11 protein-coding genes, 1 pseudogene and 1 riboswitch are annotated in these 13,374 nt (G+C 52.1%); of the genes and pseudogenes, 4 read left to right on the top strand and 8 right to left on the bottom strand.

Annotated features, from left to right (window positions below; genetic code table 11):
- Window positions 1-41 precede the first annotated feature (41 nt).
- A riboswitch (guanidine-I (ykkC/yxkD leader) is annotated at window positions 42-140 on the bottom strand.
- A 216-nt stretch (window positions 141-356) separates the two neighbouring features.
- Window positions 357-701 (top strand): annotated as a pseudogene (locus tag WKI47_RS18440) (winged helix-turn-helix transcriptional regulator); the annotation flags it as partial.
- A gap of 112 nt (window positions 702-813) precedes the next feature.
- Here WKI47_RS18440 and WKI47_RS18445 read toward each other — a convergent pair.
- On the bottom strand, window positions 814-1,920 hold the full coding sequence (locus WKI47_RS18445; protein ID WP_340228643.1) for an SDR family oxidoreductase: 1,107 nt from the start codon (window positions 1,918-1,920) through the stop codon (window positions 814-816).
- Between the two features lie 198 nt (window positions 1,921-2,118).
- Complete coding sequence (locus WKI47_RS18450) at window positions 2,119-2,805, bottom strand: thermonuclease family protein (protein ID WP_340228644.1); 687 nt, start codon at window positions 2,803-2,805, stop codon at window positions 2,119-2,121.
- Between the two features lie 202 nt (window positions 2,806-3,007).
- On the opposite strand from WKI47_RS18450, the gene WKI47_RS18455 reads away from it, so the two are divergent.
- Window positions 3,008-3,580 (top strand): 5' nucleotidase, NT5C type, encoded by a 573-nt coding sequence (locus WKI47_RS18455; protein ID WP_340228645.1) that lies wholly within the window; start codon window positions 3,008-3,010, stop codon window positions 3,578-3,580.
- Window positions 3,581-3,673: 93 nt separating this feature from the next.
- Here the strand turns inward: WKI47_RS18455 and WKI47_RS18460 are convergent, their stop codons facing one another.
- The 3 genes from WKI47_RS18460 to WKI47_RS18470 form a co-directional block, all read right to left on the bottom strand.
- Entirely contained in the window at window positions 3,674-4,495 is an 822-nt protein-coding gene (locus WKI47_RS18460; protein WP_340228646.1) for a methyl-accepting chemotaxis protein, read from the bottom strand.
- Between the two features lie 310 nt (window positions 4,496-4,805).
- Entirely contained in the window at window positions 4,806-6,440 is a 1,635-nt protein-coding gene (locus WKI47_RS18465) for a right-handed parallel beta-helix repeat-containing protein (protein ID WP_340228647.1), read from the bottom strand.
- A gap of 61 nt (window positions 6,441-6,501) precedes the next feature.
- Window positions 6,502-9,306: an AAA domain-containing protein gene (locus WKI47_RS18470; RefSeq protein ID WP_340228648.1), complete on the bottom strand. Its 2,805-nt coding sequence runs from the start codon at window positions 9,304-9,306 to the stop codon at window positions 6,502-6,504.
- 455 nt (window positions 9,307-9,761) lie between these two features.
- Between WKI47_RS18470 and WKI47_RS18475 the strand changes: the two genes are divergently transcribed.
- Together WKI47_RS18475 and WKI47_RS18480 are read left to right on the top strand one after the other, a co-directional pair.
- Window positions 9,762-10,139 (top strand): AbrB/MazE/SpoVT family DNA-binding domain-containing protein, encoded by a 378-nt coding sequence (locus tag WKI47_RS18475; RefSeq protein ID WP_340228649.1) that lies wholly within the window; start codon window positions 9,762-9,764, stop codon window positions 10,137-10,139.
- A complete protein-coding gene (locus tag WKI47_RS18480) occupies window positions 10,140-10,436 on the top strand; it encodes a type II toxin-antitoxin system RelE/ParE family toxin (RefSeq protein ID WP_340228650.1) in 297 nt (98 codons plus the stop codon).
- Between the two features lie 124 nt (window positions 10,437-10,560).
- On the opposite strand, the gene WKI47_RS18485 is transcribed toward WKI47_RS18480, so the two are convergent.
- From WKI47_RS18485 to WKI47_RS18495, 3 genes are all read right to left on the bottom strand, one after another.
- Entirely contained in the window at window positions 10,561-11,055 is a 495-nt protein-coding gene (locus WKI47_RS18485) for a hypothetical protein (protein WP_340228651.1), read from the bottom strand.
- Between the two features lie 108 nt (window positions 11,056-11,163).
- Window positions 11,164-12,351 (bottom strand): dipeptide ABC transporter ATP-binding protein, encoded by a 1,188-nt coding sequence (locus tag WKI47_RS18490; protein ID WP_340228652.1) that lies wholly within the window; start codon window positions 12,349-12,351, stop codon window positions 11,164-11,166.
- A gap of 1 nt (window position 12,352) precedes the next feature.
- Window positions 12,353-13,321: an ABC transporter ATP-binding protein gene (locus WKI47_RS18495; protein WP_340228653.1), complete on the bottom strand. Its 969-nt coding sequence runs from the start codon at window positions 13,319-13,321 to the stop codon at window positions 12,353-12,355.
- Window positions 13,322-13,374: the final 53 nt, after the last annotated feature.

The following is a 13,374-nucleotide window of genomic DNA, read 5'->3' on the forward strand; positions in this document are numbered from 1 at the left end:
CGCAAAAAAGCCCGGGAGAATAAACTGCGCGATCGCAGTTCATCTCCCGGGCTTTTTTCCCTCCGTGGCACGGCATAACCGTGAGTTTTCTCTCGGACCTGTCCAACCTGCACGGCTGCGGAACCCTAGAAAACATTCGTTCATATGATTGTTCCTTCCATTATACACAACGGGGGTCGGGGGTCAAGTTTGCCGCGATCGCCGGAAGTTTTTATTTCGATCCCCGCTTTCCGCTTCAAAAAGACTCTACGGCGAATCTTCCCTTGTCTGGGCATCGCCCTTCGCAAGAGGTACAATCAGAAGACACGTCTATCGGCCGACCCGATCGCGATCGAATTCCGAAGGAGGAACCTGCAATGCAACCTGTGAAAACGTACAACACCGCTGTCGAAGCGACGCTCGAAGTGATCGGCGGCAAATGGAAACCGGTGATCCTGTTCGTGCTGACGTTCGGGAAAAAGCGCAACGGCGAGCTGATGAAGCTGCTGCCCTCCGCAATCACGCAAAAAGTGCTTACCCAACAGCTCAAAGAACTGGAACGCGACGGGATCGTGCGCCGCATTCCGCACCCTACCGTTCCGCCGAAAGTGGAATACGAGCTGACGGATTACGGCTGGAGCCTCAAAAATATCCTCCACGCGCTTTGCCGCTGGGGCGAACAGCACGTCGAACAGACTTACGGCGATCGCGCGGCGATCGTTTCGCCCGGTTCTTCGTTGGCGGCCGGTTCGCCGTCCGCGTCGTCCGCTTCTTCTCCGGTACCGGCCGCTCACCCTGATGCCCGCGACTCTTCCGATCCTTTCGCTTCGTCCGTCAAGCCGGAATGATGCCGCGCAGCCGGAAATCGTCGAAGATCTCGAAAAACATCTTTTCCGTATCGACGAATTCATGAAAGCCCAAACGCCGCGCTTTGCTGCCGTCGGCAAAAAAGTCGTAATCCCAACCGAACACGAAATCGCCGAAGCCCCAAGAGGACACTTCCGCATAAGTAGGGTCGGCAAGACCGTAGCGCTTCACCATATCGTTCCACAACGGTTCTTTGTCCGCCATGACTTCGCTCAGCGGCATCGGAAGAGGATCGGACGCTTCCAGCCCGAAATAAGCGGCGATCTTCGGCCATAGCTGATTCCAGCGGAACAGATCGCCGTTAGAGATATTGAACGCCTGGTTCGCGCAGCGCGGATCGGTGGCGGCCCAGACGGTCGCCCGCGCAAGCAATCCGGCGTCCGTCATCTCAAGCAGACTATGGTATGCGCCGGGCTTGCCGGGAAAACGCAGCGGAACGCCGAGTTCTTTGGAGATCGAAGCGTAAACGGCGATGACCGTCGCCAGATTCATCGGGTTGCCGAGCGCGAAGCCGCAAACGACCGACGGACGCAGCGCCGACCAGGTCCAGCTCCCCGCTTGCGACCGGCGTTCCAAAAACCGCTGCTGGTCGATATTGAATTCCGGCGGCATATGGCGGTCGTCGCTTTCTTTGGCGGGCGTTTTGAACGGACCCAGATGCGCGCCGTAGACTTTGTAGCCTTGCATCAAGCTGATATGCCGAAGACAACGCGCCGCCGGTTCGACGGCATCGACCGCGTTGACCAGCATCGCCAGATTCGGCGCCACCAGCTCCGCCCAGGTCGGACGGTCTTGATAAGCGGCGTAAAACAGATGCGTCACTTCGCTCAAGCCGCCGAGCGCTTCCCGCGCGGCGTCCGCATCGAGCAGATCCGCCGAAATATAACGTACGTTCGCAAACGCCTCCCCGCCGCGCCGGGAAACGCCGATCACGTTCCAATCCGGCAGCGTCGCCAGATGGTCGATCAGATTGCGCCCGATCACGCCGTTCGTGCCGATCACCAGCGCCGTTTTCTGTTCCTTTTCGTTGAGGTTGTCCTTTTCTTTCGCGTTATCCTTTTCTGTCGCGTTCATGTTCATGCTCCTTCCGTTTTTCCAAAATGGCGCCGACCTTCGGCTCTGTTCCATTTTGTCCGTCCGAAAAGAAACTGAACAGTACGCACTTCAAAGTTCCCTAAGCACCTCAAAGTCACAAATAGACAACCGCAGGGCTGCCCATCCGGCATGCAAAACAGCCATCTATCCCGTCCAGTGCTCCGACCAAGATCGAAATCACTCGGCGACTTCCGGGTGGAAGCCGCGATTATCCGCGTATCCTTCGATACTCCACACGCCCAGCTTTTGCTGCTTGGCCCTATTTTGAATCTCGCGGAACCCGTCGATATACTTATCGTTCGGCTGATACACCACGACGCGTGCCAAGCCTTGCTCCAGCAGCTTTTCGTTGACCATTTCGCCGTTCAGATACACGTAAGCGAGCATCCGGCCGTACTGATCCCGCTGCTCCTCGTCGAACTCCAGCTCAACTTGTTGGCCGCCCAGCAGCTTTTTCGTATACTCGCTCGCTTCCGGGCCGAAAGGCTGCACCGGAGTCCCTTCCTTTTTGGTTTCCGGCGTGTCGAGCAGCAGCATACGCACCCGCTCGCGGCTGCCGTCTTCCAGGATCGCGATAAACGTATCCCCGTCGACGGTCCGCTCCACGGAAGCTTTGACGCGCCCGTCGACCGAAGTCGCTGTTTCTTCCTGCGTTGCCGTTTGCGTCGGCCCATCCTGTGCGGTGTTATCGCTCTGCGTCGCCGTTCCGCCCTGATCCAGCAGGTTGCCCAGCAGCTCCCGCCCCGGCCCGGTAAAAAGAAGCAGTCCCAATACCGCGACGGTCGCGATAATCGAGAGCAGACTTCGCTTCGGCCCGCCGCCGGGATTTCCGTTTTGCGGATTGCGCTGTTCGGGTGATGTCATAATCCGTTCCTCCAATTCTTTGTGCTGCGTATTCCGCTTATGTTGCGCTCCATTGTTCATACCCGTTTTCCCTGCAAAAAGCAAGCCGATCCCGTTCGCTAAAGTCCATTTTTTTGCCATTCCGCGTCAAGTTCGTTACAATGCAGATATCCGCGTTTTCAGGAAATCAACAACGCTTTTTCAAGCAATAGGAGAGAATGTCATGAGCAAAAAAATCGTAGCCATCGACATGGACGACACGATCTGTCATCTGGTGCCGAAGGCCATTCATTACCATAACGCCGCGTACCCGGATCTTCAATTGAGCATCGACCAGGTGAGCAGTTTCGATCTAAGCAGCATCTGGCACCCGGACTGCAACGAGGAGATTTTTTTCGGTCGGCCCAAGCTGTACGAAGAACTCGAAATTTTCGACGAGCATACGATCGAGGAAGTGCGCCGCATCAGCGAAGAGCACGACGTCATCATTGTCACGGCGGCCCGTCCTTCGGCGGTACCGGAAAAATGGAACTGGCTTCAGCAGCATATGCCGTTTATCCCGTTCGAAAATTTCTTCGTCGCCAAGCGCAAATACCTGCTGGAATTCGATCTGCTGATCGACGACGGTCCGCATAATCTGCTGGCCGCGCGCGACGCAGGCAAACGCACCATCGGTATCCCGCGTCCGTGGAACCTTCCGCTGCAAAACGATTTCCTCATGAAAGAGTCGTGGGACGGGATGGGCGAACTGGTGAACCGGGTGCTGTCAGGACCTGGTTTTCCGGTAAAAGGGTGACTTCGAATCTAATACGACTGCATGCAAAACTCCCGCAGCAACGGACGCTTGAGCGCCGTCGTTCCGGGAGTTTTTGCGTTTGAAAAGGGTTCCTTACAGCTGCTTCGCAAACTCGTTCAGCTTAAGCGCCATCTCGCGGATTTCTTCGATCATCGACGACAACTGCTCGGTGGACTGCGCCTGATTCTGCCCCGTTTCGGCCACCCGTTCGATCGAATCGCTCATTTGCGCCGTCAGCTTTTTGAAAGTGCCCAGCGTGTCGCGGATGCTGTTCGTCGACGTCACCGTCTGACCGGACAGCTTGCGGATCTCGGAAGCGACGATGCCGAAGCCCGCGCCTTTCTCGCCCGCATGCGCCGCTTCGATCGCCGCGTTGATGCCGAGCATATGGGTCTGGTCCGCGACTTCCTTGATCATCCGCACGACGCCGTCCGCCCCGTAGGCATTCTGCTCGGCTTGCTTGGACAGCTCCAACAATTCGCCAGATGCGTCGGCCAAACCGCCCGAACCTTCGGCGATCTGCGTGATGCGTTCGTTGGCATTGGACAAGGCTCCCGCGATCCGGTCGGCAATATCGATCAACTCGCTATGCCTGCGCACCTGCACCGCGATGCCCCCGATAACGCGACCTTTCGGGTCTTTTACGGGCGTAGCGGTTCCGGTAAACGCGAATCCGTAAAACTCCGCAGGCACTTCGGCGCGCAGCGGTTCGTCGTTGCGGATCGCCATTAGCAAAGGCTCGCCTTCTTGCAGCCGCTGCCCGGCTTTGATGTTCAAGTCGATCGTGGCGCCCGGCCAATAAGCCGTAAACTGTTCGTTGTCGCATAACGCAATAGAGACTTCAACCGGGAGCGCTGCTTTGAGCAAAGGGATGACGGCTGCCAACGTATCGAGAGAATCGATTCCTTTTGTCATGGTGTGTTCCTCCAGGGGTCTTTTTGTTAAAGTCGTTATTCGGCGGTGCGGGCGGCGGAAACGTCCTGTTGGTTGGAGAAGTCTGGCGCGGCGGGAGCCATTCGCTCAACGCGCTGTCCCGCCCGGAAAAGCCGATAGAAAGGTTATCGGATATTTTCCGAGTTCAAAAGCGTCTTTCGCTGAATTTCTCCCTCCGCTGCTCGCTGTACCGGGAATCGAAGTTTCCGACCCGTGGGACTGGCGAGCGTTTATTGTCTGTGTTGCGTGAAATGAATCGGGACGGAAGATGGCGCTCGCGGATCGAAAACGTTTATTCGTAAGCGCCTCGGCTGGGCTTGCCGGTTGCGGACTTTCCGCGCGGCTTGCCGTCCAGATCCGGTGCGGCGGATAAGATTTTGTCGGGCGTGCCGGATGCGGAAGCGGGAGAACCGGATTTCAGGCGGTAATCGCTGTTTGCATCAACGAACTGCGGATCGGCAAACAGCGAGTCGGCGTCGTTGCCGCTGCCTTTGCGGTAAGCGGCGAAGCCGGTGTAGGTTTTGCCTTTCCAAATCCATACGGCTGCGTTCTTATCGGGCGCGAAGTACAGATTATGGTCGATCGTGTTGCGCGTGTTCTCGGTGTATTCGTTGTCGATCAGCACATTGGAACCGGAAGCGGCGAAAATGTTGTTGCGGATCACGTTGTCGCGGGTATCGAACTGGATATATAGCTGTCCGGTTCCCCATTCCAGCGTATCGTTGTAAGCTACCGTATTTCCGGTGATCGTGCTGCCCGTGGTCGAGCCGCGTTCTTCGTCGTAGCCACCCATCGCGATGCCGGTCAGCGCGTTGCGTACGACCAGATTGCTGCGCACGACGATGCCCGAGGTAGAACGTCCGCCATGCTCGGAAGCGATCTCGATACCGATATCGTTGCTTTCGCTCCGATTGCGTTCGACGATAAGATCCCGGCCGCCGTCGATATAGATGCCGCCCGCGGAATAGCTGCCGTTCGGCACTTTGCGGCCGTAAGACGGATTGCGCACGGACGTGCTGCCGGTAACGAGATTGCCTGCGATCGCGCCGTCGCGCGCCTGATCGTACTTCGCGTTCGGCGATGTGCCTTCGAAGCCGATGACGTCGATCCCGATATTGTCGTTGTCGTGGACATGGTTGTTCGCCACCGTGAACTTCTCGACGTTGCCGTTCAAGACCAGCGCTTCGCTCGATCCGAGCGTGAGGTTGCACACTTCGTTGCCCGAGATCGTCAGGTCGGAGATCGAAGCCGGAGCTTCCGTGCCGTATACGGCGATGCCGTGGGCGTCCCGGCCTGCAAGATCGCTGCCTTTCGGCGAAGACGTGTTGCCGATATCGTGGACTTTGTTGTCCAGCAGCCGGACGCCTGCGCCCGAGCCGTGGACATAGATGCCGATCGGCACGCTGCCGGAAGCGGCGGTCTTGTAGTTGCGCAGTTCCAGGCCGCGGACGGTGACGCGGCTGGCGTTATGCAGCTCTACCAGACTGCCGGTGTCTTGGACGGACAGGCCCTTGCCGTCGAGCACCGCCGTCTCCGACGGATAGCTCGCGACGGTGAGGCGCGCCGCGGAACCGGCGGCGCCCGGGGTTCCGGCCAGCTTCAATTGCTGGCTGTAAACGCCGCCGCGCAGGTAGACGGTGCCGCCGGTCTTCATGGCGGCATCGGCTGCGCGCTGCACGGTCTTCCACGGGCTGCTTTTGGAGCCCGTGCCGGTGGTGTCGCTGCCGCCCGGCGCGACGTAGTAATAGGGCTTGGCGTCCGCCCGCGCAGCGGCGGGCGACGACGTGCCGGCGTTCGAGGCGGGGGAAGCCGGAGAGGCTGAGGATTCAGCTGGTGTGGAGATAGATGCAGATAATAACGGTATCTCGACGATGGTTTCTGCTCCTGTAGCTTCATTCGCTTGTATAAGCGAAGTATAGGCAGACAATGATGCAGTAACCCCAGTTATGCTTGCAGCTATGCAGAGAGATTTCAGGATGTTAAACAAATTATGTTTCTCCCTTCTTCATTTCGTATGTCTCAAAAGCTCTATTCAATAGTGCTCGAATTGAAGCTTCATCGCAAATCTCATTTGTTTTATATCTTTTTAACATTAAAGAATAACTTTCAAAAATGCGGTCCTTCATTTTATCTTTCAAAAGTTGCGACGGATTATTATCGTGGCTTGCAAATCCATCGACTTCAATAGCCAGTAACGGCTTCTTGTCTAGCTTATGATAAATAACAAAATCAACTGAAGCTCTATTTTTGATGTATTGCTGTTCATCTTTTTTTAATTTCTGCACATTTTCAAACAAATTTTTCAAGTAAACCTGCTCTGTGTACTCCAGTATAAGGTACTCGTCTTCTGCAAGAATTTCTGACAATAACGTGTTCATGATTTTCTCCGACTTAAAACGGGATTTTCCATGCAGTCTGGACTCAAGAGAATTTAATCTTTCTGAGTAATCCTTATACAATAGGTCAAACACAGAAACAATTTGACTTTCGACAACATGTTCATCCATTGTGTTGTACTCCATATATCGGATTAAATCGCCGACTTCACTTCTTTTTTCTAAGAACATCTCATGTCCGGTAACTAAAATGAATGTATTCTGTGCCCGTGATACAGCAACATTCAGCATTTGTGGATCATTAACGAACTTCAATCCCATGTTACCCTGTTTGGTCTTGTCGATTACGGTTGACATGATCATTGTACCTTTTTCACGGCCTTGATATTTGTGTACGGTATCAGACTCGATTTCTTCATCAAATTGTCCGTTTGCGTGATCGGCTTGTTTTCGGTAAGGTGTAACAAAGCCAAGATCGGCATTCTTCCGCGCAGCCTGGTCCAAGTCAACAAGGACTTCCTTTTCGATTACATCAAGCTCTCTTCTATTAAACTTGCCTACACCTTTTCCTCTAGTCACTTCTCTCATATGATTACCTTGTGCAGTTCGATAAATAAGCAATGGGATATCCTCTTCTTTACTTTCCGTAAAAGCAATTAACTCTCCTGAATAGTATTTTGCATTACAAAATTCGATAATACGGGGATGACATCTATAATGTTCTCTAAGCATCGTTCTCGGAACAGATTCCGCATAAATTTCAAGTACTGAAGTTAACAAGCTATGATCAAAATATCGAAAGGCCGGATCAACTTTCTTTCCTATTTCAGCAAACTTTTGCTCAAGTTTACGATCTACGATTTGTGGCAACTGTCGAGTATCTCCTACAATGATTACATTCTTACAGCAAGATAGCGCAAGTGCTCCTTCAAGCAAATTAACTTGTGACGACTCATCAATAATAACGTAATCAAAAAGAAAATTAGGATTAGTACAACTCAAAAGTGATTGCGCTGTACTGAGTACTATAGGATAAGTTTGAATAAAGCGGTTTAAATTTTGCTTGTATTTTTTTAACTCTTCCTCTACTCGTTCGTGTTTCTCGTATTTTTGTAGTAGACGAATTTTAAAGATTTTCTCAGATATATTTTGATGTTCGTTGGTTAGATTTTTAAAATTCTCTGTTTTCAATCGTTGGCTAATCTCTATGATTTTTCTGTTTAATTCTTCGATTTTCAATTCGTAAAAAGCCAGCTGATACTCTAATAGAATATCCATCTCGTTTTGCTTAAGTTTTTTAAAGTTGGTGAACCCATGAAATAGCACCAATTTGAATTTTCTTATCCAGCTATCAGACTTTCCTCGCTCGCTCGATATTTTACTTTCTACAAGAAACTTCAAAACATTGTCGGAAGTTTGCTGATAAAACGAGAGCTTCCCAATTTGTTCAATATCCTGTTTTTCAAAATAGTTTTGAAAGTGCTTATACTCTAATCGATAACCTTCAACTTTTTGTTTAAGAAGAGCTCTTTCGTTTTCTAATTCCATCAGTCGACGAATTTGAATTGAAATTTCGTGAAGCCGCTTATTTAACTTATTAATATCCTCGTTCTCTGCTAATTCTTGGTAGGCATCAAATGAAATGCTTGGTAGTGCACCGAAAAATTTCTTTTGATTTTCCAGATTGCCTAAAGAAGCGACAAGAAATCCATATCCAGCAGCCTCTAATTTTTCTTTTACATTTTGCACAGCAGCATTGTTGCTTGAAACAACTGCAACACTCTGATTCTTAATAACTAAGTTAGCTAAAATATTAAGAATTGTCTGTGTTTTCCCTGTTCCGGGCGGGCCCTCAATTACAGAGATAGAGCTATTTAAGGCTTGCTTCACAGCTTCATACTGACTCAAATTAAATCGAAAAGGAAAAATAGATTCATATTCTTCATTGGAACCTGAAAAGACTGGGCTTTTTAACAAGTAGGTGAACAAAGGACTCTCTTGATTAATAGAATTTAAATGACGCATTTGTTTTCTTAAAAAAGACTGCTCTTCACCGCGACTATCAGGAAGACGCAACTCTTCAGCAATAGTCTGCCAATATCGAACGGTATGCTCAATCGCATTTGTGGAAGCCTCTTTCTTTTTTATCTCAAGTCCTTTAGCAACATGTACTTGTCGGCTATTATCCTCGAAAACAAATCTAACATGGCTTTGGAAGTCCATCACTCTTTTTACGCCTACTGTCCGTATATTTTGCATATAAACAGTCTGATTTTCTTCGATTTCAATGATATTAGGAGATTCAAGCATTATGGCTCTAGCCGAAGGGTAATTAAAAGATTTCTTAGTGTTGCTTTTATAAATAATCTGCAAGTTTCTACCTACAGATTTACAAGATAAAATTTCGATAGTCTTATCTTGACCGTCAACAATTACTAGATACTGTTCTTCTTCCATAAAGCATTCCTTTCTTCAAATAACGAGTTTAGTCAGATTATAACGTTATAAAAATGATAACCGTTATTTAATAAGGTAGGGAATGGTTTTTTATTAAAAGTTTGGTGATATCAATTTGAAAATTATAAGCTAAATAGTACCTGATTAAACCAAAGCGCCTTCGCGTGCACCAGATCGCTAAGCGCAATATTTTTATGTAGATCGTTGGGCTGATTCAAAAAATGCTCATACACCTACTGCACCCGTGCATCAATCGTCAACACGCCGGGCGGAAGCAAGCCCTCCGGCGTAAACGCCACCCCTTGTTCAACATCGGCTCGGCCAACAATTTATATATCTAGTTATTCATATTCACGACTTACTTCTTCACTAGCCTTCAATTTTCATGTATAATAAAGAAAGAAAAATCAAAGATTCTTTGATTCCATGACTTCATAACAAAAGGAGAACTTACGATGAGTATAAACCGCCAAGCCATGATAACCGCAGAATGGAAACGCGGTCGTGTATCAGGCAAAAGACAAATCACGATTCCGCAAAAATTCTTTGAACAACTCCAAATTAAAGACGAAGTCGAATTTTCTGTACAAGACAACGTCATAATCATCCGCCCGGTTCGAGAACAAACAGGAAGCGATCAATTTGCGGATTTGATTCTCGCCGATCTTATCCACGAAGGATATGCAGGAGACGAATTATTGGCTAAATTTCGCGAAAAGCAAGCGCAGATGCCCAAAGCCGTTCAACGTATCATCGCCGACTCCAAGCAAGCTGCTCTCGACCACAAAAAAGACCAAACCGAAGAGTTGTTCGGTGACGTGATGGAGGATTAGATGTTACCTATCGCGTATCTGCCTCCTGCCGCACGTTATTTTAAAAAACTAGTCGAAAAGCCCCTGAAGATTTTATACCTTGAAGCAATCACAGCGATTCGAACGGACCCTTTCTGCGGCTCACCGAAAAGCGGTGATCTCAAAGGTATTTACGGATACGATGTATTTTATAAAGGTACGAATTACGAATTAGCCTATCGGCTTGAAGAAAATGAAGAAGGCGAAATCGTGGTTGTGGTTTTAGCCGGAACCCGAGAAAACTTTTATGAAGAATTGAAAAGATATTTGAATACGTGATCAAGCTGCGCCGATTAAGGTTGCAGCTTTTATTTTATGGAAACAAAAAAGCGATGATCCCGTCTCAATACGGAAGCAGCGCCTTTTGCACAAAAATAATCAGTCAGCTTGTCATGCGTCATGCTCAATCCCGAAACTTCAACCCGATCCGATACGTCCCCGGCTTCGCCCCTTCGCCCTGCTCCGGCTCCACCGCCCACTGCCGCACGATCGTGGCTTGCAATTGCTCGGCTTCTTCCGTCGTCAACGGCACGCCGCGCAGATCCAGCTCGTCCTGCACGTAATCCCGCTCCACGACCAGACCGTGCCGGAAAAGCAGCAAACGACGCAGCGCGCCGACATGCAAGAACTTGAACGTATAGCCTTCGCGCAGCGCGCGTTCCCAGTCTTCGCCCATCTCTTCCGCGGTCGCGAAGCGTTCGGCGAATTCCATCTCCGGCTCGCGCACGCGTTCCGGCAGCTTCGAGTAATCGCGGGCATTCAGCATATCCGCAATCTCGTCGTCCGAAAATCCGCCGCTGCGGCAGTTTTCCAGCAGCATGCCGACCGGGATCGATAGTTTGATACGTTTATCGCCGGAAGCTTCTCCGATATTCCCGATCTGATTCAGATCACTCATCAAGCCATTCCCCTTTCAAAAAAGATACGGAGCGCTTGCCGCAACTCGTTCGCGTTCGCAAGCGTCCCCAAGCTACAAGCTACCTTTACATTTGAAAAACTCTATTCCTCAACGAGACGCCGTGCTCGCTTCATCCATATGCCTCGGAAAATGGCACGCCGCCGATTGACCTTCTGCCTTCTGCTCCAACGCCGGCGCCTGCTGGCGGCAGATGTCCTGCGCATACGGACAACGCGGATGAAAAGCGCAGCCGGACGGCGGGTTCACCGGGCTTGGCAGTTCGCCGGACAGCGGTTCGCGTTTGCGGCGTAGGCGCGGGTCCGGCACCGGAACGGCATCGAGCAGCGCTTCCGTGTACGGATGCTTCGGCGACGCGAACAAATCTTCGCGCGAGCCGATCTCGACGATTTTGCCGAGGTACATGACCGCGATCCGATCGCTGATATGTTTGACCGACGGCAACCCGTGCGCGATAAAGATGTACGTGAGTTCGAACTGCTCCTGCAAGTCTTTGAGCAGGTTCAGCACCTGTGCCTGGATCGACACGTCGAGCGCGGAGACCGGTTCGTCGCAGACGATCATCTTCGGCTTGAGCGCAAGCGCCCGGGCGATGCCGATCCGCTGCCGTTGGCCGCCGCTGAATTCGTGCGGATAACGGGCCGCGTGCTGCGGGCCGAGGCCGACCGCTTCCAGCAGGCGCATAACCTCGGCTTTGAGCGCCTTGCCCGAAGCCAGCCCGTGCACGATCAGCGGCTCGGCGACCAGATCGTAGACGGTCATGCGCGGATTGAGCGACGAGTACGGGTCCTGGAACACGAGCTGAAGGTCGCGCCGCGCGCGCCGAACCTGTTCGCCGCTGAGCGAAGCCAGATCCGTGCCGTCGAAAATAACCTGTCCGTCGGTCGGTTCCAGCAGTTGCACGATCATCTGTCCCGCCGTCGATTTGCCGCAGCCGGATTCGCCCACGATACCCAGCGTCTCGCCCGGCATCACGTCGAAATCCAGTCCGTCGACCGCGCGAACGTAGTCGTTTTTGCGGGAAAACCAACCTTTCGCTACGGGAAAATGCTTTTTGAGACCGCGCACTTGCAGCAAAGGAGCGGCGGCGCTTGTTTTCGACGTCCCAGCGTTTCCCGACACCTGCGCCTCCTTAGCCGCCGCAGCCTCGGACGAAGAAAGCATAAGCTCGTCCGGCTTCGCCGCGGTTGCCAAAGTCATCTCCGTTTCGCCGATCACGAATTGTTCCTTTTCCGATTGCTCGGCTGGGTGCTCTCCGCTTTTTTTGAAACCGCTCATCTTACCCCACCTCCCCGGCACGCAAGCAGCGCACGTAATGGCCCGGTTGTTGTTCGTCCAGCGCAGGCTTGGTTTGCGTGCACGCTTCGATCGCAAACGGGCAACGCGGGTGGAACGGGCAGCCCGGAGGCATGTCCAGCAAATTCGGAACCGCGCCGGGAATCGAGTCCAGCCGGTCGCGCTGCTCGCTCATTTTCGGAAGAGAGCCCATCAGGCCGATCGTGTACGGATGGCCGGGGCGCTCGAACAGCTCGTACACAGGCGCTTCTTCGACTACTTCGCCCGCATACATCACCACGACGCGGTCGGCCATCTCGGCGACAACGCCCAGATCGTGCGTGATAAGGATCACGCCCGTATTTTCTTCTTCGCTCAGCTTGCCGATCAGATCCAAAATCTGCGCCTGGATCGTCACGTCGAGCGCGGTGGTCGGCTCGTCGGCGATCAGCAGCTTCGGCCGGCAGGCCAGCGCGATCGCGATCATGACGCGCTGGCGCATACCGCCGGAAAGCTGGTGCGGGAAATTGCCCGCAATTTGCTCCGCGCGCGGAATGCCGACTCTTTTCAGCATCTCGACCGCCTGCTTTTTCGCTTCGCCGCGACTCAAGCCTTTATGTCGCCGCAGCACCTCGCCTACCTGATTGCCGATCGTGAACACGGGGTTGAGGGAACTCATCGGCTCCTGAAAAATCATCGAAATTTCGTTCCCTCTATATTTGCGCATTTCTTTTTTAGGCAGAGTCAACAAGTCTTTCCCTTCAAAACGCACCTCGCCGCCCACGATCTCGCCCGGGTCGGACACCAACTGCATGATCGACAGCGACGTGACGCTTTTGCCGCAGCCGGACTCGCCGACGATCGCCAGCGTTTCCCCGGCTTCGACCGAGAAGCTGACTCCGTTGACGGAAGGAACCGTGCCTTCGGCCGTGTTGAAAAACGTTTTCAGTTCTTTGACTTCAAGCAAGCTCATTCGATCACCGCCTTTCTTAATGAGCATCGTTTTGGTTTTCGGAAAAGGATGCC

Source organism: Saccharibacillus sacchari, assembly GCF_037722395.1.
Taxonomy (GTDB): domain Bacteria; phylum Bacillota; class Bacilli; order Paenibacillales; family Paenibacillaceae; genus Saccharibacillus; species Saccharibacillus sacchari_A.

Coding starts and splice junctions, on each gene's coding strand:
- WKI47_RS18460 (WP_340228646.1), bottom strand. CDS start 4,495: ATGACAAAAGGAATCGATTCTCTCGATACGTTGGCAGCCGTCATCCCT.
- WKI47_RS18495 (WP_340228653.1), bottom strand. CDS start 13,321: ATGAGCTTGCTTGAAGTCAAAGAACTGAAAACGTTTTTCAACACGGCC.
- WKI47_RS18450 (WP_340228644.1), bottom strand. CDS start 2,805: ATGACATCACCCGAACAGCGCAATCCGCAAAACGGAAATCCCGGCGGC.
- WKI47_RS18445 (WP_340228643.1), bottom strand. CDS start 1,920: ATGAACGCGACAGAAAAGGATAACGCGAAAGAAAAGGACAACCTCAAC.
- WKI47_RS18475 (WP_340228649.1), top strand. CDS start 9,762: ATGAGTATAAACCGCCAAGCCATGATAACCGCAGAATGGAAACGCGGT.
- WKI47_RS18490 (WP_340228652.1), bottom strand. CDS start 12,351: ATGAGCGGTTTCAAAAAAAGCGGAGAGCACCCAGCCGAGCAATCGGAA.
- WKI47_RS18480 (WP_340228650.1), top strand. CDS start 10,140: ATGTTACCTATCGCGTATCTGCCTCCTGCCGCACGTTATTTTAAAAAA.
- WKI47_RS18455 (WP_340228645.1), top strand. CDS start 3,008: ATGAGCAAAAAAATCGTAGCCATCGACATGGACGACACGATCTGTCAT.
- WKI47_RS18485 (WP_340228651.1), bottom strand. CDS start 11,055: ATGAGTGATCTGAATCAGATCGGGAATATCGGAGAAGCTTCCGGCGAT.
- WKI47_RS18470 (WP_340228648.1), bottom strand. CDS start 9,306: ATGGAAGAAGAACAGTATCTAGTAATTGTTGACGGTCAAGATAAGACT.